Genomic DNA, 25,139 nt, shown 5'->3' with positions numbered 1-25,139 from the left:
CAGTTGCAACTCATTCGCAAGAGCGAGGTAAAGGCCGCCAGTCCCGATGGGGTCGATATCACATGTGGTATCCGGCTCGCAGGGCGTGAGCCGGGAAATATGGGACATTGGAGTGGGGGTGGACCCACAGCTTCAACACAGGTGGCAGAGCGTAAGGGGCGACCCCATGTCCGTAGTCGAACAGTACGCGCGAGCCCACATCCTCACGGACGGGGATCTCCCCGACCAGGACGACGGCGGAGCGATACCCGTCGTCCTGCGCTACGACCCCGGACTCGGCCCCTCGCTGGTGTGCGTCGCCCTGCCCGGGCCGGGCGGCCGCGCGTCCCGCGCCCGCGAGTGGACCTTCCCCCGCGAACTGCTGGAACAGGGCCTGCGCGCGCCCGCCGGGAGCGGCGAGGTGCGGGTGTGGCCGTGCGGCCGGGTGCAGGCCGTGGTCGAGTTCCACTCCCCGCAGGGCTGTTCGGTGGTCCAGTTCGAGAACAAGGCCCTCATCCGCTTCCTGCGCCGCACCTACGCGGCGACCGCGCAGCCGGTGGCCCACTGAGCCGGGCCACCGGCCACGCACGCGGAGCCTTCAGCCACCCGCCTTGAGGAGCGCCGCGACGATCGGGCCCGCGGTGTCGCCGCCGTGCCCGCCCTGCTGGACCACGCCCGCCGCCGCCAGGTCTCCCCGGTACGCCGTGAACCAGCCGTTGGGCTTCTCCTGCCCGTCGACCTCCGCCGAGCCGGTCTTGGCACCCACGTCACCGCCGACCCCGGCCATGGCTTCCGCCGCGGTGCCGTACGCCGCCGTGTAGGACATCAGCTCGCGCAGCGCGCCGAGCGTCTCGCCCGACATCGTGCGGGAGGCCGTGGCGAGCGCCCGCCCGTCGACCGACGGGGCGACCAGGTACGGCTGGTGGAAACTGCCCGACTTCACGGTCGCCGAGACCGACGCCATGTTCAGCGGGTTCATCCGCACCCCGCCCTGGCCGATGAGGGACGCGGCCATCTGGGCCTTGCTCTGCACCGGCACCCTGCCGTCGAAGGTGGACACGCCGACCGACCAGTTGTTCATGGACAGGCCGAAGACCTCCTTCGCCTGCCTGGTCAGGTCGTCGTCCTTCAGCTCGGGGGCCTGGCTGATGAAGGCGGTGTTGCAGGAGCGGGCGAAGCTCGCCTTGAAGGTGCCGTCCTTGATCTCGAACTTGTCGTCGTTCTGGAACTTCCACCCGCCGTATTCGAAGTACTTCGGGCACGGGTGCTTCTCGTTCACCGACGCCAGGTCCTTCTCGAGCAGCATCGAGGCGGTGATGACCTTCATCGTGGAGCCGGGCGCGAGCGAGCCCAGGAAAGCGGTGTTGAAGCCGTGTCCGCCGTTGGCGACCGCGAGGACCTCGCCGGTGGAGGCGCGCAGCAGCACCACCGACGCCCCCTTCTTGCCGTCCACCTGCTTCTCGGCGGCGGCCTGGAGGGCGGGGTCGAGCGTCGTCTTGAGGGTGCCGGGAGTGCCCTTGCTCAGCTCCAGCAGCGTCTTGTCGGCGGCTTCACCGGCCCCGGACTCCTTCGCACCCTTGCCGTCCTCGGTGCTCTTCCCGCGTACCGCACGCAGCTCGACGCCGGGGGTGCCGCCGGCCTTCTTGCCGTACTTGTCGCGCAGGCCGTCCAGGACGGTGCCGAGGGACGGGTACTTGGCGGCGGTGATCTCCGCGCCGTTCCGGTCCAGCGCCTTGACCGGCGGATCACCGGCCTTCCCGGTCACCAGCTTGTCGCCGTCCCTCAACTCCGGGTGCACGACGGCCGCGTGCCAGTCGACCCGGGGCTCGCCGTCCCCGTCCCGGCGGACGACGGTCAGCGCGCTGTCGTACGCCAGCGGCTCGACCGCCTTCTCGTAGGCGACCGTGGCCTTGACGGAGAAGGGGACCTTCTCCCCGGCGGGGGTGCCCGCGGTGAAGGTGGCGTCCTTGATGCGGGCGTCCTTGGTGTAGCCGGCCAGCAGCGCCTTCGCGGCCTCGGCGTCGTCGGTCGCGGCGGCGGCGCCGGCCACGTCGCCCTGCTGCCAGGCGGTCAGGAACCGCTGGGCGGTCGAGGTGACCTCGGCCGCCGTCAGCGGGCCCGACTTCACGTTCTCCGGGGCCGCCGCGGACTTCGTGCGCGCACTGTCCTCGCCGTCGGCCCCGCCGCCGTACATCGCGTAGGCACCGAACCCGGCACCGGCCACGACCACGGCGGCCACACTGCCGATCACGGCGGGTTTCGTCCTGCGCCGCTCGGCGGCGCCCCTTCTGCTGCCCACTGCGTCCCGTTCCTCGGTGCGTTCGGTGCCGGTTGCTGCTTACGACGGCGACCACAGTAGGGGCATCGTGGCCGCCGTCCGGTGTCAGCCGCCGACTCGTAGCACATCTGCGACGATCGGTCCGGCCGCGTCGCCGCCGTGGCCGCCCTCCTCGGTCATGGCCGCCGCCGCGACGTCGTCGCGGAAACCGGTGAACCAGGCGTTCGAGACCGCCTGCCCGTCGACCTCGGCCGACCCGGTCTTGGCGCCGATGTCGCCGCCGAGCCCGGACATGGCGTTGACGGCGGTGCCCTGGGTGGCGGTGAGCCTCATCATCTGCTTGAGCTGCGAGGCGGTGCCCTGCGGCAGCCCCTTGGCGGTGGCCGGGTCCCGGTCGTCCAGGTCGAACGGCACCAGGTACGGCTGGCGGAACTCACCGGTGATGGCGGTCGCGGTGACCGAGGCCATGTTCAGCGGGTTCATCTGCACCTGGCCCTGCCCGATGGCGTTGGCCGCGCGGTCCGGGCCGCCGGAGGCGGGGACGCTCCCGTCGAAGGAGACGATGCCGGTCTGCCAGTTGTCCTGCCCGAGCCCGAAGCGCTCCTGGGCCTCCTGGGTCAGCGAGGAGTCGGTGAGCGGCTCCTCGTCGACGAGCTTGATGAAGCCGGTGTTGCAGGAGCGCATGAAGGTGTTGGCGAGCGTGGCGCTCTCGTTGGGCTTCATGCTGGTGATGTTGTGGAAGGTCTGACTCTTCCAGACCGCGGTGTCCGTGCAGGGCGCGGGGCCGTTCATCGAGGTCACGCCGTTGTCGATGAGCATGGCGGCGGTGATGATCTTCATGGTGGAGCCCGGGGCGACCTTGCCCTGGAACGCGGCGTTGAACCCGTCCTGACGGTTGTTCGCCACGGCCAGCACCTCTCCGGTGCTGGGCTTCACGGCGACCACGGAGGACTCGCCGTACCGCTTCACCGCCTTCTCGGCGGCGGCCTGCATGCTCGCGCTGAGCGTCGTCTCGAGCTTCCCGGGCTCCCCCTCGGTCAGCGTCAGCAGCGGGGTGTCCGGCGCGTCCGCGGCCGCGTGCCGCACCGCCAGCTCGACACCGGGAGTGCCACCGGCCTTCGAGCCGTACCGCTCCCGCAGCGTGGCGAGGACCGGCCCGAGCGAGGGGTACTTCTCCTTCGTCAGCACGGCACCGTCCCGCCCGACGGCCTGGATCTGCGGCGTCGCCGACTCCGCGGTGACCAGGGTGTCCCCGTCCTTCAGGTCCGGGTGGACGACGGACGGCTGCCAGTCCACCAGCGCCCGCCCACTGGTCTCCCCGCGCACCACGGTCAGCGTGCTCTTGTAACTGAGCGGCTTGGTGGTGCCCTCGTAGGACACCTTCGCCTTCACCGTGAACGGCACGGCGGTACCGGCCGCCGTGCCCGGCGTGATCTCGACGCCGCTGATGTGCGCGTCCTCGCCGTAGGCGGTCAGCAGCGTCCCGGCGATCGAGGCGTTGTCGGTGTACGACGCGGCGGTCGTCGCGTCGCCCTTCTCCCAGGCCGTGAAGAACTTCTCGCTGGTCTCCGCGACCTCGTCCTTGTCCGGCGGCCCGCTCTTGGTCTCCGACCCGGACGACCCGCCGCCCCCGTCCAGCGCCGACACCACGTTGTAGGCGCCGTACCCGGCACCGCCCACCATCACGGCGAACACCCCGCCTATGACGGCAACCTTGACCCCCCTGCCCATCGGCAGTCCCCTCCCCGTCAGACCTTCCGCCCGCCTTCTTGAACGCGTTCAGAAGCAGTTGTGGTTGCACCCTATGCGCAGGGGGTGACGAGCGGTACGGGTGTTTCCGTTTGGTGGCCTAAAGGAGATCGAGGGCGGTGCGTTCTGGACAAGAGGGCGCGGCGGTCAGACCCCGGTCTCGCCACCCGAGAAATGGGCGGGGGAGACGAGAGCGACGCGGACCAGGCCGGGTTCGGGAGGAGGCGCGTCATAGACGTAGGTCACGGTGAGGGCCGGACGCGTGGCGGTGCCTACGACGCGGTTGGTGTAGAGCTACATACTCCCGACGGCGCTGCGTGCCCGTCGTCCCAGCGTCGGGTTCTTCTCCAACTCGGCGCTGACCTGCTGAACCCGGAGGACAGCGCTACGCGCAGGAAGCGGCCGCTCGTGTCAGACGCCACCATCCGAGCCCGGTCCGAGACGCGCGACCGGCTTGCCTCCGTTGCCGAAGCCGAAGGGATGAGCTTGCGGGCCTGGCTCGACCGGCTGGCGGAGACGGTCAGCGCCCCGGCCAAGCGCGGCGAGGGGGCTGAACGCACACGGCAGGTTCTTGCCGAGCTGGCCGCGCTGTCTCCGCTGCTGCTCGTCAGCGACCGGTGGCGGCCGTTGCGCCCCGGGGTCCCCGCCCCGTTGGCCTGGACCGCCTCGGGCGTCCTGGTCCTGGTGGCACTGTGGCAACTCGTGGTCACTCGCACCGCCGAGAGCCAGACGTACCTGTCGAGCGGTACGGCAGAGATCGTCCGGGCCTTCACCGTCGCCCGGCTGTTCGCCATTCCTGCGCTGACGACCGCGGTGACCTGGTTGTGTGCAAAGCGGCGCGCTGTCCGTCGGTAGTCTCTGGCCGCGGGGCGTCGCGAACTTGGCGGTGAGTCGTTGCCGACCGTCGGCGTCAGGCGATGGGCCCCCGACCGGAAATCCGGGCCGGGAGCCGTCCCCTCGTGCATCACATGCGGGCGAGGATCTCTGTCTTCTTGGTCAGGAACTCTTCCTCCGACAGGATCCCCGCGTCTCGCAACTCCGCCAGTTGCCGCAGCTGCTCGACAGGCGTACTCGTCTGCGGCGAGGGGGCCGCCTCCTGAACCGGGCGAGTTGCGACCGAAGGGGCCTGGCCAGGTGCAGGAACCTTCCCGAGTACCAAGTCGGTGAGGAGCGCCTTGACGGCGGGAGCCGAGTCGTGCGGGACTCGGAAGTCGATCGTGTTGCCCGAAGCCACCACGACCACCTTGGTGTAGAGCAGGCCGTCCCGCTTCGTCACCACGCTGGAGATGCTCTTGACCGGAATCATCTCGGTGCCTGCTTTGGAGCTACGGACCCCCGTGGCGAGGAGCGATGCGCCACCGGTCAGGAAGCCCGCCGTGAGCTTCTTGGCGCTCATGCCGCTCCGGGCCCACTCGACCCGGTCGTGATAGATGGTCACATCGGCGTTCTTGCCTTCGATGTGGCTCTTGAAGGTCATCAGTGCGTCGCTGGACATGCAGGTGCTCCTGGGGTCAGTACGGCGTGGTACATGCCGCGTACAACCAGACACGCATCTGTAGGTGAAGGTTGTACGAAACCGGCGGCGATACCCCCCCGGTCGGCCGGGCGAAGGAACAGGCCGTTGCCAAGTCCGGAAGACGGCTGCCTCGTGCTGGCCGTCGAAGCGGTCGCCACGGGGGAAACAGCCGGCGGCGTCGGCTCGTACCACGCTGATCCGCGTGCGGGCTGGTTCGAGTACGGCGTCACGGTGGGAACCGATCACCGGGGCAGGGTTACGCCGGGGAAGCAGTGGTGATGCTGCTGCGCTTCATGTTCGCCGAGCGGCGCTATCACAAGTGCCAAGCGCGGATCCTGCCCAGCTAGACCCACGTATCGAGCCACATCCGGGCCCGCCACTCCTCCATCGGGATCGCCGTGCCCGTGTACAGGGGCCAGAAGTAGATGAAGTTCCACGCGATGAGGAGCACCAGGACGCCCGCTCCCGTCGCGCCCGCCACTCTGCGGGTGTCGCTGCAGCCCGGGCGGCCGATGATCGCCCCCAGGAGCATCGCCACCGCCAGGCAGAGGAAGGGGAGGAAGACCACGGCGTAGAAGAGGAAGATCGTGCGCTCCTGGTACATGAACCAGGGGAGGTAGCCGGCGGCGACGCCGCAGGCGATGGCGCCCGCGCGCCAGTCGCGGCGGAAGAGCCAGCGCCACAGGACGTACAGCAGGGCGAAGCAGCCCACCCACCACAGGAGGGGGGTGCCCAGGGCCAGGACCTCGCGGGCGCACTTCTCGCCCGCGTCCACCGGGCAGCCGTCCGAGCCCGCCGACGGGGACTCGTAGAAGTAGGAGACCGGACGGCCCAGGACGAGCCAGCTCCAGGGGTTCGACTGGTAGGTGTGCGGCGAGGTCAGGTGGGTGTGGAACTCCAGCACCTGGGTCTCGTAGTGCCACAGGCTGCGCCACCAGTCGGGGAAGAGCCACGACCAGGAGCTGTTCGCGCCGTCCTTCGTCGCCCAGTCGCGGTAGTAGCCGCCGGTGCCGTCGGAGGGGGAGAGGATCCAGCCGAGCCAGGACAGGAGGTACGTGGCCAGGGCGACCGGGACGGTGGAGAGGAAGGCCCAGCCCAGGTCGTGGCGGAGTACGGCGCGGTAGGGGCGGTGGGCGCCCGCTACGCGGCGGGAGCCGACGTCCCACAGCACGGCCATCACGCAGAAGGCCGCCATGATGTACAGGCCGTTCCACTTGGTGGCCGCCGCCAGGCCCAGCATCAGGCCCGCCGCCAGACGCCAGGGGCGCCACCCGAGGCGAAGGGTCTCCGCGACGTGCGCGTCGGGGCGGACGCGGCCGTCGTCGTCCACCGGGAGCGCGGCGGCGAGCCGGGCGCGGGCTCTGTCGCGGTCCACGACCAGGCAGCCGAAGGCGGCCAGCACGAAGAACATCAGCACGCTGTCCAGCAGCGCGGTGCGGCTCATCACGAAGTGCAGGCCGTCCAGCGCCATCAGGGCACCCGCCAGGCACCCCAGGAACGTCGAGCGGAACAGGCGGCGGCCGATCCGGCACAGCAGCAGCACCGACAGCGTGCCGAGCAGCGCCGTCATGAAGCGCCAGCCGAACGGGTCGAAGCCGAACAGCAGTTCCCCGAGGCCGATGACGTACTTGCCGACCGGCGGGTGGACGACGTACGCCGCGTCGGTCGGGATCGGGACGTCGCCGCCCGAGTTCAGGATGAGGTCGTTGGCGTTCTTGTCCCAGTTGACCTCGAAGCCGCGGTGGATCAGCGCCCACGCGTCCTTGGCGTAGTACGTCTCGTCGAATATCACCGCCTTCGGGCTGCCCAGGTTCCAGAACCGCAGCACCCCCGCGAGCAGCGCCACCAGCAGCGGCCCGCCCCACGCCGACCAGCGGATCATCCGGTCGGCGAGCTGCTTCGACAGGCCCAGGAACGCCCACAGGCGCGGGCTCGGGCTCGTGTACGGCGGCACCAGCCGGTCGCGGACGTCGCCGGCCGCGGGCCCCGCCGTATAGCCGAAGCGGCGCAGCCGCTGCTGCCAGGTGGGCCGCTCGTCGTGCGGGGCCTGGTCGTGCAGGGTGTCCGTGGAGGACGCGGTACTGGTCACCGCGCCATCGTAGGGAACCGCGCTGTGCACGTCCCGTGCATGGCCCTCCCGGGTGCGGATACGTTCCCCTTCCGGGACGACCGGCCGGGAGGACTGCGGGAGGGCTGGGAGGATGGGGGCGTGACTGGAACCCTTGTACTCGCGGGCACTCCCATCGGCGACGTCCAGGACGCCCCGCCCCGGCTCGCCGCGGAACTGGCCGGCGCGGACGTCGTCGCCGCCGAGGACACCCGGCGGCTGCGCCGGCTCACCCAGGCGCTGGGCGTCGCCCCCGCCGGGCGTGTCGTGTCGTACTTCGAGGGCAACGAGTCCGCCCGTACGCCCGAGCTGGTGGAGGAGCTGGCCGGCGGGGCGCGGGTGCTGCTGGTCACCGACGCGGGGATGCCGTCGGTGTCCGACCCCGGGTACCGGCTGGTCGCCGCCGCCGTCGAGCGCGGCGTGCGCGTCACCGCCGTCCCCGGACCGTCCGCCGTGCTGACCGCGCTCGCCCTGTCCGGGCTGCCGGTCGACCGGTTCTGCTTCGAGGGCTTCCTGCCCCGCAAGGCCGGCGAGCGGCTGACCCGGCTGCGCGAGGTCGCCGAGGAGCGCCGGACCCTCGTCTACTTCGAGGCCCCGCACCGCCTCGACGACACCCTCGCCGCCATGGCCGAGGTCTTCGGCACCGACCGGCGGGCCGCCGTCTGCCGGGAGCTGACCAAGACGTACGAGGAGGTCAGGCGCGGAGGGCTGGGCGAGCTGGCCGAGTGGGCCGGTGAAGGGGTGCGGGGCGAGATCACCGTCGTCGTGGAGGGGGCGCCGGACAAGGGGCCCGAGGAGGTCGGCGCCGAGGAGCTGGTGCGCCGGGTGCGGGTGCGCGAGGAGGCGGGGGAGCGGCGCAAGGAGGCGATCGCCGCGGTCGCCGCCCAGGTGGGCGTGCCCAAGCGGGAGGTGTTCGACGCGGTGGTGGCGGCCAAGAACGCGGCCAAGGACGAGGCGAAGAACGCGGGAATCTGAGGGGATCCGTAGGGCCGCCCTTGACCCGTCCCTGACCTTGCGGGCGCTCCTGCCAAGGACAGCTCAAATCGGCTAAAACACTCGGCAGCGCCTGGTGCTTTCCCGCTGGTGGAGGAGTCCACTGGAGGAAGGAGCAGAACGAACCAAGGAGCCGGGATGAGCATGAGTGAGAGCGCCGTGCGGACCGGATTGCGTGCCGGTGCCACCGCCGTCGTCCACGAGTCGTACTCCTTCGCCTGCATGCGCTGCGGGCACGGCTGGGAGCAGTCGTTCGAGATCGAGCACCACACGGACACCGACGGCCGCGAGTTCGTGCTCTACGTCGCGGACGGCCGGATCGTGCCCTCCCCGCTGACCCGGCCGAGCTGCGCCACCTGCGACAGCCACGTCGTACGGATCCTGCGGCCGGGCCGGGTGGCCTCCGTGCGCGGCGCCACCCACACCGTCCACCGGGTGCCGCCGGCCGGCCCCCTCGAGGTGCCGCTGGTGCCCGAGGCGCCGGGACCGGGGGCGCCGGGGCTGTCCGGTGCCCGTCGGCACTGGCACCTGGCCGACCTCCTGCACTCCCTCCACCTCCACCGCAGGGCGAGCTGACCCCACCGGGGGCGCACGGGAGCTTCCGTAGGATCGAGGCATGCCTTCGAACGCCTCCGGCCGGTCCGACAAGAACGGCGCGCCCCCGCTCCCCGAGCCCCTCCGGATCCCGGTCGCCGACTCGCACACCCACCTCGACATGCAGTCCGGCACGGTCGAGGAGGCACTCGCCAAGGCCGCGTCGGTCGGCGTCACGACCGTCGTCCAGGTCGGCTGCGACCTCGCGGGGTCCCGCTGGGCCGCCGAGACCGCGGCGGCGCACGACGCCGTCCACGCCACCGTCGCCCTGCACCCCAACGAGGCGCCGCGCATCGTGCACGGGGACCCGGACGGCTGGTCCCGGCAGGAGGCACGGCGGCCCGGCGGGGACGCGGCCCTCGACGACGCCCTCGCGGAGATCGACCGGCTCGCGGCACTCCCGCAGGTCAAGGGCGTCGGCGAGACCGGACTTGACTACTTCCGCACCGGCCCCGAGGGCAAGGAAGCCCAGGAGCGCTCCTTCCGCGCCCACATCGAGATCGCCAAGCGGCACGGCAAGACCCTCGTCATCCACGACCGCGACGCCCACACCGACGTCCTGCGCGTCCTGAAGGAGGAGGGCGCCCCCGAGCGCACCGTCTTCCACTGCTACTCCGGCGACGCCGACATGGCCGGGATCTGCGCCCGCGCCGGGTACTACATGTCCTTCGCCGGCAACGTCACCTTCAAGAACGCCCAGAACCTGCGCGACGCCCTCGCCGTGGCCCCGCCCGAGCTGGTCCTGGTGGAGACCGACGCGCCGTTCCTGACGCCGGCGCCCTACCGCGGGCGGCCGAACGCGCCCTACCTGGTGCCGGTCACGGTGCGTGCCATGGCGGACGTGCGGGGCGTCGGCGAGGACACCCTGGCGACCGCCCTCGCCGCGAACACGGCCCGCGCCTTCGGATACTGACACGCTGAGTAGTCGCGTCGCTTGGGAGAGTGACCGGCCCTCCGCTAGGTTCTGGGGGCCCGATCCGGACCCCTGGAGCGTGTCGGTGTGAGCACAACGCAGTTCGAGCCAGCAGAGGCTTACGAGTACCTCGCACCGTACGACGTGCACAGCGCGCCGACCCTGCCGTACGGGTACGGAGGCGACACGTACCGGCCCGCGCCGCCCGTTCACGAGCCGACCGTGCCCGCGCTGCCCCGGCAGGGCGGCGGGCGGGCCGAGCGCCGGCGCCGGGCGCGGTGCGCGGGGCGCGTGGACGCCTCCCTGCGCCGGCTGCTGCCGCGGGCGCTGGTGGTGGCCTTCCTCGCGGGCGGCACCACCGCGTTCGTCGCCAAGGACAAGGCGGTCGAGCTGACCGTCGACGGCAGCCCGCGCACGCTGCACACCTTCGCCGACGACGTGAGCGAACTGCTCGCCGAGGAAGGTGTCCAGGTGGGCGCCCACGACGTGCTCGCACCCGCCCCCGGCACCCCGCTGACCAGCGGCGAGGACGTCACCGTCCGCCACGGACGGCCCGTGCTGCTCACCCTCGACGGCCACCGTCGCCAGGTGTGGACGACCGCGGGGACGGTGGCGGGCGCGCTGCGGCAGCTCGGGGTGCGCACGCAGGGCGCGTACCTGTCCACCGGGCCCTCCCGGCGCATCGGCCGTGAGGGCCTCGCCCTGGTGGTGCGCACCGAGCGGGTGGTGACCGTCATGGCGGACGGCCGGACCCGCACCGTCCGCACCAACGCCGCGACCGTGGGGGAGGTCGTCGAGGAGGCCGGCATCACCCTGCGCGGCGAGGACACCACGTCCGTCCCCGCGACCGGCTTCCCGCGCGACGGGCAGACCGTCACGGTGCTGCGGATCACCGGGTCCCAGGAGGTCCGCGAGGACCCGATCCCCTTCGACGAGCGACGGGCCGAGGACGCCTCCCTCTTCCGGGGCACCGAGGTCGTCCAGGAGGCGGGCCGGCCCGGGCTGCGCCGCACCACGTACGCCCTGCGCACCGTCAACGGCGTCCGGCAGAAGCCGCGCCGCCTGCGCACCGAGGTGGTCCGCGAGCCCAGCCCGCGCGTCGTGCGGGTCGGCACCCGGCCCCGGCCGACCTCCGTCCACGGCGCCGACCACCTGAACTGGCAGGGCCTGGCCGCCTGCGAGTCCGGCGGCCGCCCGGACGCCGTCGACCCGTCCGGGACCTACGGCGGGCTGTACCAGTTCGACACCGCCACCTGGCACGACCTGGGCGGCACGGGCCGCCCCGAGGACGCGTCGGCCGCGGAGCAGACCTACCGGGCGCAGAAGCTGTACGTACGCAGCGGCGCCGACGCCTGGCCGCACTGCGGCGCCCGGCTGCGGGACTGAGACCGCTGCGCGTGGCGTCGGCTGCGGGACTGAGGCCGCCGCCTGCGGCGCCCGGCTACGGACTGAGGCCGCTGCGTGCGGCGCTGGTGTGGGGCTGGGGCTTTCCGTGGCGCCGGGTGCGCGGGTGAGGGTGCCCGTCCCGGGTGCGGGCGCGGGGCCGCCCGTGGCGTCCGGCCGAGGGCGCGGGCCCGTCTGTGGCGCTGGTGTGGGGCTGGGGCTTTCCGTGGCGCCGGGTGCGCGGGTGAGGGTGCCCGTCCCGGGTGCGGGCGCGGGGCCGCCCGTGGCGTCCGGCCGAGGGCGCCGGCCCGTCCGCGGCGCTCCGCTGCGGGCGTGAGGCCCACGCGCCCCCGGCTACCCTTGCGGGGTGAGCAGCCCCACCCCCGACGCCCTCCTGGGTCCCGCCGACGTCCGCGAACTCGCGGCGGCCCTCGGCGTACGCCCCACCAAGCAGCGCGGCCAGAACTTCGTCATCGACGCCAACACGGTCCGCCGTATCGTCCGCACCGCCGAGGTACGCCCCGACGACGTGGTGGTCGAGGTGGGACCGGGTCTCGGCTCGCTCACCCTGGCCCTGCTGGAGGCCGCCGACCGGGTCACCGCCGTCGAGATCGACGACGTACTCGCCGGTGCCCTGCCCGCCACCGTCGCCGCCCGCATGCCGGAGCGCGCCGACCGGTTCGCGCTCGTGCACTCCGACGCGATGCACGTGCGAGAGCTGCCCGGCCCCGCGCCGACCGCCCTGGTCGCGAACCTCCCCTACAACGTCGCCGTCCCCGTCCTCCTCCACATGCTCGACACCTTCCCGGGCATCGAGCGGACCCTCGTCATGGTGCAGAAGGAGGTCGCCGACCGGCTGGCCGCCGGACCCGGCTCGAAGGTGTACGGCGTGCCGTCCGTGAAGGCGAACTGGTACGCGGAGGTCAAGCGGGCCGGGTCCATCGGCCGCAACGTCTTCTGGCCCGCGCCGAACGTCGACAGCGGGCTCGTGTCACTCGTCCGGCGGACGGAGCCGCTCAAGACGACCGCGTCCAAGGCCGAGGTCTTCGCCGTCGTCGACGCCGCGTTCGCCCAGCGCCGCAAGACCCTGCGGGCCGCGCTCGCCGGGTGGGCGGGATCCGCCGCCGCCGCCGAGGCCGCCCTCGTCGGCGCGGGCGTGTCCCCGCAGGCGCGCGGAGAGGCCCTGACCGTGGAAGAGTTCGCGCGTATCGCCGAGCACAAGCAGCAGCAGGAAGTCAGGGAGTGACGAGCAAGTGAGCGTGACGGTCCGCGTCCCCGCCAAGGTCAACGTGCAGCTCGCGGTCGGCGCCGCCCGCCCCGACGGCTTCCACGACCTGGCCAACGTCTTCCTCGCGGTCTCCCTGTACGACGAGATCACCGCGACCCCGGCCGCCGACGGACTCCGCGTCACCTGCGAGGGGCCCGACGCCGACCAGGTCCCCCTGGACCGCACCAACCTCGCGGCCCGCGCGGCGGAGGTGCTGGCGGCGAGGTACGGCCGCGCTCCCGACGTCCACCTCCACATCGCCAAGGACATCCCCGTCGCCGGCGGCATGGCGGGCGGCAGCGCCGACGGCGCGGGCGCGCTGCTCGCCTGCGACGCCCTGTGGGGAACCGGCGCCGGTCGCGAGGAGCTGCTCGAGATCTGCGCCGGGCTGGGCAGCGACGTGCCCTTCAGCCTGGTCGGCGGGGCGGCGCTGGGCACCGGGCGGGGGGAACGGCTGGCGGAGCTGGAGGTGGGGGGCGACTTCCACTGGGTGTTCGCGCTGGCCGCGCGGGGTCTGTCGACGCCGGCCGTCTTCCGCGAGTTCGACCGGCTGGCGGACGGCCAGGACATCCCCGAGCCGGCCGCCGACCAGGCGGTCCTCGACGCCCTCGCGAAGGGCGACGCCACCGCGCTCGCCGTCGCCGTCACCAACGACCTCCAGCCCGCCGCGCTCTCCCTCTTCCCCGAGCTGTCCGACACCCTCGCGGCGGGCCGGGCGGCCGGAGCCCTGGCCGCCCTGGTCTCGGGCTCGGGACCGACGACGGCCTTCCTCGCGACCGACGCCAGGTCCGCCTCCGACATCGCCGGGGTGCTGCGGGCCTCGGGGACCTGCCGGGACGTGCGTACGGCGGTGGGGGCGGCGGCGGGAGCCACGGTCCTGGACTGAGGCCCACGGCGGCCGGACTACCCTGGAGGGTCGAGTGATCCCCCAGTCAGGAGAGAAATGGCCGTCAATCTGGTCAATGTCGAGAACGTCAGCAAGGTGTACGGCACCCGTGCACTCCTCGACGGCGTGTCCCTCGGCGTCTCCGAGGGGGACCGCATCGGTGTCGTCGGGCGCAACGGCGACGGCAAGACGACCATGATCCGGATGCTGGCCAGGCTGGAGGAGCCCGACACCGGCCGGGTCACCCACTCCGGCGGGCTGCGGCTCGGCGTGCTCACCCAGCACGACTCCCTCGACCCCGCCGCCACCGTCCGCCACGAGGTCATCGGCGACATGGCCGACCACGAGTGGGCGGGCAACGCCAAGGTCCGGGACGTGCTGACCGGGCTGTTCGGCGGGCTCGACATGCCGGGGTTCCCACAGGGCCTCGACACCGTCATCGGCCCGCTCTCCGGTGGTGAGCGGCGCCGGATCGCGCTGGCCAAGCTGCTCATCGAGGAACAGGACCTGGTCGTCCTCGACGAGCCCACCAACCACCTCGACGTCGAGGGCATCGCCTGGCTCGCCCAGCACCTGCGCGAGCGGCGGTCCGCCCTCGTGTGCGTCACCCACGACCGGTGGTTCCTCGACCAGGTCTGCACCCGCATGTGGGACGTGCAGAAGGGCGACGTCTACGAGTACGAGGGCGGCTACTCCGACTACGTCTTCGCCCGCGCCGAGCGCGAGCGCATCGCCGCGACCGAGGAGACCAAGCGGCAGAACCTGGTCCGCAAGGAGCTGGCCTGGCTGCGGCGCGGGGCGCCCGCGCGGACATCCAAGCCCCGCTTCCGCGTCGAGGCCGCCAACGAGCTGATCGCCGACGTGCCGCCGCCCCGGGACAGCAGCGAGCTGATGAAGTTCGCCTCCTCCCGGCTCGGCAAGACCGTGTTCGACCTGGAGGACGTCACCGTCCAGGCCGGTCCCAAGGTGCTGCTCAAGCACGTCACCTGGCAGCTCGGCCCCGGCGACCGCATCGGCCTGGTCGGTGTCAACGGCGCGGGCAAGACCTCCCTGCTCCGGGCCATGGCCGAGGCCGCCCGCAGCGAGGGCGAGCGGCAGCCGGTGGGCGGGCAGGTGCGGGTCGGCAGGACCGTCAAGCTGGCGTACCTGTCGCAGGAGGTCGCCGAGCTGGACCCGGACTGGCGGGTGCTGGAGGCCGTGCAGCGCGTCCGCGAGCGCGTCGACCTCGGCAAGGGCCGCGAGATGACCGCGGGACAGCTGTGCGAGACCTTCGGGTTCGGGAAGGAGAAGCAGTGGACGCCGGTCGGGGACCTGTCCGGCGGTGAGCGGCGGCGGCTGCAGCTGCTGCGGCTCCTCATGGACGAGCCCAACGTCCTCTTCCTCGACGAGCCGACCAACGACCTCGACATCGAGACGCTGACGCAGCTGGAGGACGTCCTCGACGGCTGGCCCGGTTCGATGATCGTCATCTCCCACGACCGGTTCTTCGTCGAGCGCACCACCGACCGGGTCTTCGCCCTGCTCGGCGACGGTGCGCTGCGCATGCTGCCGCGCGGCATCGACGAGTACCTGGAGCGGCGCCGGCGCATGGAGGAGGCCGCCGCGTCCAGCGCCCCGGCCGTGGCGGCCAAGCCCGCCGCCGCCGTACCCGAGAAGAGCGCCGCCGACGTGCGCGCCGCCAAGAAGGAGCTGCAGAAGATCGAGCGGCAGCTGGACAAGGTCTCCGAGAAGGAGACCAAGCTGCACGCGCAGATCGCCGAGAACGCGACGGACTTCGCGAAGGTGGCGGAACTGGACGCCGAGCTGCGCGAGCTGACGGGGCAGCGCGACGAGCTGGAGCTGCGCTGGCTGGAACTGGCCGAGGACGCCTGAGCGACCGCGTGCGCCGGGCGCGCGGGTGATGTAAAGGGCGCGTGAAGGCTCGTAACAGTGGCATCACGGGCCGGTCCTCCCTTGGGAACAGCGGTGGACGCGGCCCGGTGGGCGGTTGGGCGCGGGTGATAGAAAGGCCGTCCGAGGACTGTCCCAGGGCGGTCCGAGGCTTGTGGAACGATCGCCGTAGACGACTCCGGGGCCAGCGCGTGACCCGGGGCGTGGCTAAAAATCAGTGAGTAATAAGGGGGAACGCGCTGATGAGCCAGCCGCCGAATCAGCCGCCGCAGCCGGGTGGCTTCGGAGCACCGCAGGACCCACCGCCGGGAGGTTTCGGGGCACCGACCCCGCCGCCCCCGCAGGGCCCGCCGTCCGGTCCGCCGCCGCAGCAGCCGGGGTACGGGTATCCGCAGCAGCAGCCGGGCCAGCCCGGTCAGCCCGCCCAGCCCGGGCCGTACGGTCAGCAGCCCGGACCGTACAACTCCGGGCCGTACGCCGCCCAGCCGCAGCAGCCGGGGCCGTACGGCCAGCAGCCCGGCTACGGCTATCCGCAGCAGCAGTACCCCGGCGCTCCCGGCGTTCCCGGTACGCCGCCGCCCGGCGGCCCCGGGTCCCGCAACCCCTTCAAGGGCAAGCCCGCCCTCGCCATCGGCGCGGCCGTCGCGGCCCTGCTCGTCATCGGCGGCGGCGTGTGGGCGGTCACCGCGAGCGGCGGTGACGACGAGAAGGACAAGAAGCCCGTCGTCGCCAAGACCGACGACCCCAAGCCCTCCGGCTCCAAGGGCGGCGCTCCGGTCGACCCCGGTGACGGCAGCGGCGACGGCGGCGAGGACCCCGAGGACCTCAACGAGGGCCGCCAGGCCGGCGAGTCCAAGGTGCTCTGGTACAAGGAGGCGCCCGACGCCCCGGGTTCCGGTGCCGACGCCAACGGCATGTGGATCACCGGCAAGGCGGCGGTGAAGGCGGCGTACAAGCAGGTCTTCGCCTACAACGTCGGCGACGGCAAGCCCGCCTGGGAGCCGATCGCCTTCCCGGAGAAGATCTGCGCGGTCACCCCGGAGAAGACGGGCGACGACAAGATCGTCGTCGCCTACATGAGCGGCTCCAGCGACCGCGCCAAGTGCAACAAGCTCCAGGAGATCGACCTCGCCACCGGCCAGAAGGGCTGGTCCGAGGAGGTCGCCGACGGCGACCTGTTCGACTCCACGCTCTCCCTCGAACTCTCGCTCAGCGGCAACACCATGATGGTCGGCCGCTCCCAGTCCGGCACCGCCTACGACGTCAAGAGCGGCAAGAAGCTGTACGAGAAGAAGAAGTACGGCGACGCCTGCTTCCCCGCCGGCTTCGCGGGCAGCGCGAACAAGCTCGTCCAGGTCGCCTCCTGCGGCGCCGGCGGCAACAACGCGCACGACGAACTCCAGGGCCTCGACCCGAAGACCGGCAAGGTCCTGTGGACCTACAAGTACGAGAAGGGCTGGCGGATCGCCCGCGCCTACTCCGTCGACCCGCTGGTCGTCTACGCCACCAACGAGGACAAGAAGGTCTGGAACATCTCCAGCTTCACCGCCGGCGGCAAGGTCCAGGAACAGGTCGGCGTCGACGAGGACTTCGCGCCCGAGTGCGGCTGGGCCATCCTGGAACGCGACCTCCAGGGCTGCACGGGCGTGGCCGTCGCCGCGGGCACGCTCTACCTGCCGACCGAGGCGACCAGCGGCGCCAACGAGATCGTCGCGATCAACCTCACCACCGGCAAGGAGAAGTGGCGGACCAAGTCCCCCGCGGACGAGTCGATGATGCCGCTGAAGGTCGAGGGCGACCAGCTCGTCGCGTACGTCCAGCCGTCCTACGACGCGGGCGGTCAGGTCGTGTCCATCCCGACCGGCGGAAGCAGCCACCAGCCCACCAAGCTGCTGCAGAACCCGCAGGGCGTCGCGGACATCGAGAACAGCTTCTACTCCAAGGACATCGACTGGGTCGACGGGCGGTTCTTCATCTCCAGCACCCGCCTGACCGGGAACGACGAGTCGAAGGAGAAGTTGATGCTCGCTTACGGCAAGTGACGGCAAGTGACCTCTTCTTTCTTCGCTTTCTCCTTCTTCTCGTCTGACTTCGCCGTTCCGCGGCTCGTTCCGTCTCCGTCGTCTCCGCTCTCCGAGGTACTCACGTCATGACCCAGCCGCCTCCCCCGCCGCCCAACCAGCCCCCGCAGGGGGGCGGGTTCGGCCCGCCGCAGAACCAGCCGCCGCAGCCGCCTGCGCCGCAGACCCCACCGCAGGCGCCCGCGGCTCCGGCCACCCCGCCGGCGGGGCCGCCGCCGCAGCAGCCGGGGTACGGGTATCCGCAGACGCCGCCGCAGCCCCAGCCCGGGTACGGGTACCCGGGTCAGCCGGGTCAGCCCGGTCAGCCCGGGGCGTACGGGCAGCCGACGCCGGCCTACGGGCAGCCCGGCCAGCCCAATCAGGCCGGTTACGGCTATCCGCAGCCGGCCACCATGCCCATGCAGCCGCAGGCCGCGGGGCCGGGCGGTGGGCGGAAGGTCAACGCGCAGGTCGCGATCATCGTGTCCGCCGTCGTCGCGATCGCCCTGATCATCGGCGGCGGGATCTGGTACGCCGGTTCCTCCGACGACGGGGGCAAGGACGACACCGCGGGCTCCAGCGGCGGCACGGGCGGCGACGGCGGTACGGACCAGAAGGGCGGCGACGGCGGCAAGGCCTCCGGCGCCAAGGAGAAGGCGCCCTCCGACCCGGCCGCCAAGGTGCTCTTCCAGGTCCCGATGCCCGCGGTGAGCAAGGAGGACGACAGCGTCGTCGTCTCCGGCTCCTGGCTCACCGACAAGGTGTACGCCAAGAGCGGCATCGCCGAGGTCAACGGGTACGACCCCGACAAGGGCAGCAAGAAGTGGACGATCAAGCTGGACGGCCCCGTGTGCGCCGTCACGCGGCACGTCACCGACGACAACAAGACGGTGATCGTCCACCAGCCCGCCATGCCGACCAAGGCCGAACCCTCGCACGGCTGCACCCAGGTCGCGGTCCTCGACCTGGACGCCGGGACGAAGGTGTGGACGAAGTCCGCCGGCGAGGGGCCGATCTCCTTCGACAACGTCACGATCAGCGGTGACACCGTCGCCGCGGGCAGCAGCGACGGCGGCGTGGCCTTCGGCATCGCCAAGGGCGACATCCTCTGGTCCCCGAAGACGACCGACACCTGCTACGACGCGGGCTACGGCGGCGGCGAGAAGCTGGTCGCGGTGCGCAAGTGCGGCTCGTACGACGCCCGCCAGCTGAACATCCAGACCATCGACCCGAAGAGCGGGAAGGTGATCACCGAGTACAAGATGGCCAAGGGCATCGAGTACGCGGGCGTCGTGTCGACCAACCCGCTGGTCGTGGCCGCCGACGTCGGTGACTCCGCCGGGGACGGCAGCGGCATCTCGGACTTCTTCTCCATCGACAACAAGACCGGCAAGCTGCTCACCCGCATCTCGGCGCCCGGCGACCAGTTCGCGGCCCGCTGCGACAGCATCACCAAGACCGAGAGCTGCAACGGGCTCGCGGCCGGCAACGGCAAGCTGTACATCGCGACCGAGGAGCACGAGGGCGGCGGCGAGTCGTACAGCCGGGCCAACGAGGTCGTCGCCTTCGACCTGACCACCGGGAAGCAGACCGGCCAGCGCGCGGACTCGGGCGAGGACTACACGATCACCCCGCTGCGCATGGACGGCGGCAACGTGATCGCCTACAAGCGCCCGCCGTACGACAAGGGCGGCCAGGTCGTGAGCATCGACGGGACGACGTTCAAGCAGACCACGCTGCTGGAGAACCCGGCGACGGAAGCGGTGCGGGACGTGGAGTCCAGCATGTCGCCGGACTACTCCGAGCTGCTCTACTCGCAGGGGCGTCTGTACATGTCGCAGGTGTTCGCCAGTGAGCCGACGAGCGCGGACGAGAAGGAGTACCTGGCGATCGGGTTCGGCACCAGCGGGTGAGCCCGTAGGCGTCGCTCGGGTGGCCGTTCCGGCCCCGTCCCTGTCCGCAGGGGCGGGGCCGGCCGCGTTGCCGGGGATTTCGGTACTCCAGGGCGGTTCTCACCGGTAGGGGCAGCGCGCGGGCTGGCTAGCGTGTAGCTTCCGGGGGACATGCCGGGGGGCGTGCCGGGGACCGGTGAATGGGCGAATGGGTGACTGGGGGGTTGCTCCATGGGAGTACGGCTGATGGTGGTCGACGATCACCGATTGCTCGCCGAGGCGCTGGCCTCGGCGCTGAAGCTGCGGGGGCACCGGGTGCTGGCCGCGGCGGCGCCGGCCGCGGGGGCGGCGGAGCTGGTGATCAGCCGGGCGCCGGAGGTGTGCCTGCTGGGGACGGCGACACCGGCGGAGCCGGGGAACTTCGACCCGGTGGTACGGATCAAGCGGGAGCGTCCGCAGGTGGCGGTGCTGGTGCTGGGCCCGGTGCCGAGCCCTCGCGGCATCGCGGCGGCGTTCGCGGCGGGGGCGGCGGGGTACGTCCGGCACGACGAGCGCATAGAGGGCGTCGAGCGGGCGATCATGAAGGCGCGGGCCGGGGAGGCCGCGGTGGCGCCGGCCTTGTTGCAGGGGGCGTTCGGTGAGCTGCTGAACCCGGCCGCGCAGCCCGACGACGAGGGGCAGCGGCTGTTGCAGATGCTCACGCCGCGGGAAGTGGAGGTGCTGGTGCGGGTCGCGGACGGGGAGGACACGCGGCTGATCGCGGCCGGCATGGGCATCGCTCCCTCCACGGCCCGTACGCACGTCCAGCGCGTCCTGATGAAACTGGGCGTGGGCTCCCGACTCGAGGCCGCCGCGCTGGCGGCGCGGACGGGGTTGCTGGACCGGGCGGGTGCCTCCGGCGGTTGAGCGGGGTGCCTGCGGCGGCCTGTGCGGCTTCGGTGAGGGTGCGCGTGGCGCGGTGCGTGCGGTGGGTGGGTCGGGGCCGCGCCGGGGGGTGTCCGTCCTCGGAACGGCGCGGAATCGGTCGGCCACAGAAGCGAACTCCGTTGACGCGCCAACCGCTGCGGGCGGACACCCCCCGACACGACCCCTTGCCGCCGTACGCGGCTTTCCCCGCCGACGCTCAGCGTCCCGCTCGTCGCCGTACGCGGCTCCCCCGCCGTCGCTGCGGGCAGTCGCCACGCCGCCGTCGCTGCGGGCAGTCGTGCCGCTGGGGCGGCACGGGTGGGCGGTGGGGGTACCTCCCAGGCCGTTCAGGCACTGGGGGAGGCACCCCGTAAGCGCCGGGCTGCGCTCCCCACCACCGCGCCCACACCCTCCGCGGGTGCCGGTCACGCGCCGGTGCACTGGGCGGTGTCACGAAGACACCGTCACTCCTTGTCGGCCTCCTCCAGCGGCGGCGTCGGCGGCGCCGTGGGCCGCAGCTTCAGCCACGCCAGGAAGAACACGCCCAGGACCAGCATCCCGACCCCGGTCCAGAGGTTGATGTTCACCCCCTGCGCCTTGTCGATGTCCTCGTCGGACGCCACGAAGCCCGCGATCGTCACGATGACGCCGTAGATCACGAACAGCCCGCCGATGATCCGCCGGATGTCGAACAGCCGCGCGGCGGTGACGGACTTGGTCTCCAGCTCGGAGACCTCGTCCTGCAGGTTCTTGTCGGAGTAGGAATCAGACATGCTCTCTCAATCCTCCCGCGATCAGAACGAGAACGGGATGTAGCAGGCGGCGGCCAGGACGACCGCCCCCCAGCCGAGCAGCGCCGGCTTGCGGTACCACGCGTCGTCGCCCTTGGCGGGCGGCTCCGTCATGCCGGGGGAGGTGGTGCCGTACACCAGGCCCTGCAGGTCGGCGCTGGGCTTCGGCGCGGTGAACAGGGACACCGCGACCATGACCACCGCACCGGCGACGAAGCCCGCGATCGCGGAGACGAAGTTGGCGCCCTGGTCGGACGGGATGTCGATGATGCCCTGCTTGTAGATGACGAAGTAGTTCACCATCGCGGCCGTCGTGCCCGCGATCAGGCCCCAGAAGCCGGACTTCATCGACGCCCGCTTCCAGAACATGCCGATGATGAAGACCACGAACATCGGCACGTTGAAGAAGGAGAAGAGCGTCTGGAGGTAGCTCATGATGTTGGAGAAGGACGAGGCCAGGAACGCCGTGCCGATGGAGGCCAGGACGCCGATCACCGTGATCAGGCGGCCGAAGCGGACGTAGTAGCCGTCCTCGCGGTCCTTCACCACGTACTTCTGCCAGATGTCGGTGGTGAAGACGGTGTTGAAGGAGGAGATGTTGGCCGCCATGCCGGCCATGAACGCGGCCAGCAGGCCCGTCACCGCGATGCCGAGGACGCCGTTGGGCAGCAGTTGCTGCATCAGGTACGGGATCGCGTCGTTGTACTGGAGGTCCGAGCCGGGGGTGCCGATCTTCGGGACGAGGACCGCGGCGACCAGGCCCGGGATCATGACGACGAAGACGATGAAGATCTTCGGGAAGGCCGCGATCAGGGGAGTGCGCTGGGCCGCTGAGAGGTTCTTCGCGGACAGGGCGCGCTGGACCTCGGCGAAGTTCGTCGTCCAGTAGCCGAAGGACAGGACGAAGCCGAGGCCCAGGACGATGGTCAGCCAGTTGGCGCCCAGCGGGTTCTCGCTGCCGATGCCCGTGCCGCCCCATGCCGTCATGAAGTCGGAGCCGTGGGACTTGGAGAGGGAGTCGGACAGGCCGTCCCAGCCGCCGACCTTCTTCAGGCCCAGGATGGTGATCGGGATGAGGCCCGCCAGGATCACGAAGAACTGGAGGACCTCGTTGTAGATCGCCGAGGACAGGCCGCCCAGGGTGATGTACGCCAGGACGAAGAAACCGGCCACGACGATGGCCACCCACTCCGGCCAGCCGAGCAGTGCCTCGACGACGATCGCCAGGGCGTAGAGGTTCACGCCGGCGATCAGGATGGCGGCGACGGCGAACAGGGCCGAACTGAGGAGGTGGGAGGCCTTGTCGAAGCGCAGGAGGAGGAACTCCGGGACCGACCGGACCTTCGAGCCGTAGTAGAACGGCATCATCACCAGGCCGAGGAAGACCATCGCCGGGATGGCGCCGATCCAGTACCAGTGGGTCGTGTAGACGCCGTACTGGGCGCTGTTGGCGGCCATGCCGAGGATCTCGGTGGCACCCAGGTTGGCGGCGACGAAGGCGAGTCCGGTGACCCAGGCGGGCAGGGAACGGCCGGACAGGAAGAAGTCCAGGCTGGTCTTGACCGAGCGGCGGGCGGCGAAGCCGATGCCCAGGACGACCACGAAGTAGATCCCGAGGATCGTGTAGTCGAGCCAGTTGGTGGGGAGTCGAAGCTCTGCGGCTAGGTATGTGGAGCTTGTGGGGGTTTGCATTAAGCACTCGCTTCGTTCGCGAACTGATCCGGAGCGGAACCTACGCCTCCGCGTTCAGTAATTGAACACTTTTGGTGATGAACTTTGTTTGATTGTGATGTGGTGTGGGGGTGGTGGGTTGTGATGTGTTATGTTTGATTGTGTTGGATGATTGACGGGTGTCCTGGTGACTGTCATGGGTGGGTGCAGAGGAGTGCGGCAGTGAAGAAGACCTCGACCCGGCTGGCGGACGGCCGTGAGCTGGTCTACTACGACCTGCGTGACGACACCGTGCGCGACGCCGTGGACCGCCGTCCGCTGGAACGGACCGTCACCACGTCCGAGGTGCGTCGCGACCCGCTGCTCGGCGACTCGGTCGCCGTCGCCTCGCACCGGCAGGGGCGCACCTACCATCCGCCGGCCGACCAGTGCCCGCTGTGCCCGTCGGCCGGGGAGCGGCTGAGCGAGATTCCGGACTCCGCCTACGACGTGGTGGTCTTCGAGAACCGCTTCCCGTCGCTGGCCGGCGACTCCGGCCGCTGCGAGGTCGTCTGCTTCACCTCCGACCACGACGCCTCCTTCGCCGACCTGAGCGAGGAGCAGGCCCGGCTGGTGCTCGACGCCTGGACGGACCGCACCTCCGAGCTGTCCCATCTGCCCTGCGTTGAACAGGTGTTCTGCTTCGAGAACCGGGGCGCCGAGATCGGGGTGACGCTGGGTCACCCGCACGGGCAGATCTACGCCTACCCGTTCACCACCCCCCGCACCGCCCTGATGCTCCGTTCACTCGCCGCCCACAAGGACGCGACGGGCGGGGACAACCTGTTCGACGCCGTGCTGGAGGAGGAGCTGGCCGGTGAGCGGGTTGTCCTGGAGGGTGAGCACTGGGCCGCCTTCGTGCCGTACGCGGCGCACTGGCCGTACGAGGTGCACCTCTACCCGAAGCGGCGGGTGCCCGATCTGCTCGGGCTCGACGAGGCGGCTCGCACAGAATTCCCCAAGGTCTACCTGGAGCTGCTGAGGCGCTTCGACCGGATCTTCGGCGAGGGCGAGCCCCCGACCCCCTACATCGCGGCCTGGCACCAGGCGCCGTTCGGGCAGCTGGAGGAGTTCGAGGGTGTGACGCGCGACGACTTCGCGCTCCACCTGGAACTTTTCACTATCCGCCGTACGTCCGGCAAGCTGAAGTTCCTCGCGGGCTCCGAATCCGGAATGAACGTGTTCATCAACGACGTACCCCCGGAGCGCGCGGCCGAGCGACTGCGAGAGGTAGCGAGTTCATGAGCGGGAAGTACCTGGTGACAGGTGGTGCGGGATACGTCGGCAGCGTCGTCGCCCAGCACTTGGTGGAGGCGGGGCACGAGGTCGTCGTGCTCGACAATCTGTCGACCGGTTTCCGCGAGGGTGTTCCGGCGGGGGCCTCGTTCGTCGAGGGCGACATCCGGGACGCGGCCAAGTGGCTGGACGCCTCGTTCGACGGCGTGCTGCACTTCGCCGCCTTCTCCCAGGTCGGCGAGTCGGTCGTGAAGCCCGAGAAGTACTGGGACAACAACGTCGGTGGCAGCATGGCGCTGCTGGAGGCGATGCGGGGCGCGGGCGTGCGGCGGCTCGTCTTCTCCTCCACCGCCGCCACGTACGGCGAGCCCGAGCAGGTGCCGATCACCGAGTCCGCGCCGACCAGGCCCACGAACCCGTACGGCGCCTCCAAGCTGGCCGTCGACCACATGATCACCGGGGAGGCGGCGGCCCACGGCCTGGGCGCGGTCTCGCTGCGGTACTTCAACGTCGCGGGCGCGTACGGGGAGTACGGCGAGCGCCACGACCCCGAGTCGCATCTCATTCCGCTGGTCCTCCAGGTGGCGCAGGGCCGCCGTGAGGCCATCTCCGTCTACGGCGACGACTACCCGACGCCGGACGGCACCTGTGTGCGCGACTACATCCACGTCGCCGACCTGGCCGAGGCCCACCTGCTGGCCGTCGAGGCCGCCACCCCGGGCGAGCACCTCGTCTGCAACCTGGGCAACGGCAACGGCTTCTCCGTCCGCGAGGTCGTCGAGACCGTGCGGCGGGTGACGGGCCATCCGATTCCCGAGGTGGTGGCCCCGCGCCGGGGCGGCGACCCGGCGGTCCTCGTGGCGTCGGCCGACACCGCCCGCGAGAAACTGGGCTGGAACCCGTCCCGCGCGGACCTCGCGGGCATCGTGTCGGACGCGTGGGAGTTCACGCAGCGGCGCGCGGGCTAGTACGTACCGCAGTCACCGGAA

General features: G+C 71.3%; 20 protein-coding genes. 14 read left to right on the top strand and 6 right to left on the bottom strand.

Annotated features, from left to right (window positions below):
- The first annotated feature begins 166 nt into the window (after window positions 1-166).
- Window positions 167-547, top strand: a complete 381-nt coding sequence (locus C4J65_RS12985; protein ID WP_115742560.1) for an SsgA family sporulation/cell division regulator — start codon at window positions 167-169, stop codon at window positions 545-547.
- A 30-nt stretch (window positions 548-577) separates the two neighbouring features.
- On the opposite strand, the gene C4J65_RS12980 is transcribed toward C4J65_RS12985, so the two are convergent.
- Together C4J65_RS12980 and C4J65_RS12975 are read right to left on the bottom strand one after the other, a co-directional pair.
- A complete protein-coding gene (locus C4J65_RS12980; RefSeq protein WP_205350999.1) occupies window positions 578-2,278 on the bottom strand; it encodes a penicillin-binding transpeptidase domain-containing protein in 1,701 nt (566 codons plus the stop codon).
- Window positions 2,279-2,362: 84 nt separating this feature from the next.
- Window positions 2,363-3,988 (bottom strand): penicillin-binding transpeptidase domain-containing protein, encoded by a 1,626-nt coding sequence (locus tag C4J65_RS12975; protein ID WP_115742558.1) that lies wholly within the window; start codon window positions 3,986-3,988, stop codon window positions 2,363-2,365.
- A gap of 426 nt (window positions 3,989-4,414) precedes the next feature.
- Between C4J65_RS12975 and C4J65_RS36600 the strand changes: the two genes are divergently transcribed.
- Window positions 4,415-4,861 (top strand): hypothetical protein, encoded by a 447-nt coding sequence (locus C4J65_RS36600; RefSeq protein ID WP_240330413.1) that lies wholly within the window; start codon window positions 4,415-4,417, stop codon window positions 4,859-4,861.
- A gap of 109 nt (window positions 4,862-4,970) precedes the next feature.
- On the opposite strand, the gene C4J65_RS12965 is transcribed toward C4J65_RS36600, so the two are convergent.
- Both C4J65_RS12965 and C4J65_RS12960 read right to left on the bottom strand, forming a co-directional pair.
- Window positions 4,971-5,501 (bottom strand): SHOCT domain-containing protein, encoded by a 531-nt coding sequence (locus C4J65_RS12965; protein WP_115742557.1) that lies wholly within the window; start codon window positions 5,499-5,501, stop codon window positions 4,971-4,973.
- A gap of 364 nt (window positions 5,502-5,865) precedes the next feature.
- Complete coding sequence (locus tag C4J65_RS12960) at window positions 5,866-7,611, bottom strand: phospholipid carrier-dependent glycosyltransferase (RefSeq protein WP_162833157.1); 1,746 nt, start codon at window positions 7,609-7,611, stop codon at window positions 5,866-5,868.
- A gap of 120 nt (window positions 7,612-7,731) precedes the next feature.
- Here C4J65_RS12960 and rsmI point away from each other — a divergent pair, with 120 nt between their 5' ends.
- The 10 genes from rsmI to C4J65_RS12910 all read left to right on the top strand — a co-directional run bounded on the left by rsmI (window position 7,732) and on the right by C4J65_RS12910 (window position 20,413).
- Window positions 7,732-8,604: a 16S rRNA (cytidine(1402)-2'-O)-methyltransferase gene (gene rsmI, locus C4J65_RS12955; protein ID WP_115746423.1), complete on the top strand. Its 873-nt coding sequence runs from the start codon at window positions 7,732-7,734 to the stop codon at window positions 8,602-8,604.
- Window positions 8,605-8,760: 156 nt separating this feature from the next.
- Complete coding sequence (locus C4J65_RS12950; RefSeq protein WP_115742555.1) at window positions 8,761-9,198, top strand: hypothetical protein; 438 nt, start codon at window positions 8,761-8,763, stop codon at window positions 9,196-9,198.
- A gap of 40 nt (window positions 9,199-9,238) precedes the next feature.
- Window positions 9,239-10,129: a TatD family hydrolase gene (locus C4J65_RS12945; protein ID WP_115742554.1), complete on the top strand. Its 891-nt coding sequence runs from the start codon at window positions 9,239-9,241 to the stop codon at window positions 10,127-10,129.
- Window positions 10,130-10,216: 87 nt separating this feature from the next.
- Window positions 10,217-11,515, top strand: a complete 1,299-nt coding sequence (locus C4J65_RS12940; RefSeq protein WP_240330412.1) for a resuscitation-promoting factor — start codon at window positions 10,217-10,219, stop codon at window positions 11,513-11,515.
- 364 nt (window positions 11,516-11,879) lie between these two features.
- A complete protein-coding gene (gene rsmA / locus C4J65_RS12935; RefSeq protein WP_115742552.1) occupies window positions 11,880-12,758 on the top strand; it encodes a 16S rRNA (adenine(1518)-N(6)/adenine(1519)-N(6))-dimethyltransferase RsmA in 879 nt (292 codons plus the stop codon).
- A gap of 7 nt (window positions 12,759-12,765) precedes the next feature.
- On the top strand, window positions 12,766-13,665 hold the full coding sequence (locus C4J65_RS12930) for a 4-(cytidine 5'-diphospho)-2-C-methyl-D-erythritol kinase (protein WP_115742551.1): 900 nt from the start codon (window positions 12,766-12,768) through the stop codon (window positions 13,663-13,665).
- 57 nt (window positions 13,666-13,722) lie between these two features.
- Complete coding sequence (locus C4J65_RS12925) at window positions 13,723-15,537, top strand: ABC-F family ATP-binding cassette domain-containing protein (RefSeq protein WP_115742550.1); 1,815 nt, start codon at window positions 13,723-13,725, stop codon at window positions 15,535-15,537.
- A gap of 260 nt (window positions 15,538-15,797) precedes the next feature.
- Window positions 15,798-17,597 (top strand): PQQ-binding-like beta-propeller repeat protein, encoded by a 1,800-nt coding sequence (locus tag C4J65_RS12920; RefSeq protein ID WP_115742549.1) that lies wholly within the window; start codon window positions 15,798-15,800, stop codon window positions 17,595-17,597.
- 107 nt (window positions 17,598-17,704) lie between these two features.
- Window positions 17,705-19,528, top strand: coding sequence for a PQQ-binding-like beta-propeller repeat protein (locus C4J65_RS12915; protein WP_205350998.1), 1,824 nt, complete (start codon window positions 17,705-17,707; stop codon window positions 19,526-19,528).
- A 210-nt stretch (window positions 19,529-19,738) separates the two neighbouring features.
- Window positions 19,739-20,413, top strand: coding sequence for a LuxR C-terminal-related transcriptional regulator (locus C4J65_RS12910; RefSeq protein ID WP_115742547.1), 675 nt, complete (start codon window positions 19,739-19,741; stop codon window positions 20,411-20,413).
- Window positions 20,414-20,877: 464 nt separating this feature from the next.
- On the opposite strand, the gene C4J65_RS12900 is transcribed toward C4J65_RS12910, so the two are convergent.
- Together C4J65_RS12900 and C4J65_RS12895 are read right to left on the bottom strand one after the other, a co-directional pair.
- A complete protein-coding gene (locus C4J65_RS12900) occupies window positions 20,878-21,186 on the bottom strand; it encodes a hypothetical protein (protein WP_115742546.1) in 309 nt (102 codons plus the stop codon).
- A 21-nt stretch (window positions 21,187-21,207) separates the two neighbouring features.
- A complete protein-coding gene (locus C4J65_RS12895; protein ID WP_115742545.1) occupies window positions 21,208-22,896 on the bottom strand; it encodes a sodium:solute symporter family protein in 1,689 nt (562 codons plus the stop codon).
- Between the two features lie 201 nt (window positions 22,897-23,097).
- Between C4J65_RS12895 and galT the strand changes: the two genes are divergently transcribed.
- Together galT and galE are read left to right on the top strand one after the other, a co-directional pair.
- Window positions 23,098-24,159 (top strand): galactose-1-phosphate uridylyltransferase, encoded by a 1,062-nt coding sequence (galT, locus tag C4J65_RS12890; protein WP_115742544.1) that lies wholly within the window; start codon window positions 23,098-23,100, stop codon window positions 24,157-24,159.
- On the top strand, window positions 24,156-25,118 hold the full coding sequence (galE, locus tag C4J65_RS12885; protein WP_115742543.1) for a UDP-glucose 4-epimerase GalE: 963 nt from the start codon (window positions 24,156-24,158) through the stop codon (window positions 25,116-25,118). Before galT ends, galE begins: the two co-directional genes overlap by 4 nt.
- Window positions 25,119-25,139 lie beyond the last annotated feature (21 nt).

It is taken from the genome of Streptomyces sp. CB09001 (assembly GCF_003369795.1).
GTDB lineage: Bacteria > Actinomycetota > Actinomycetes > Streptomycetales > Streptomycetaceae > Streptomyces.
This window is presented reverse-complemented; position numbering and strand designations above follow the sequence as displayed.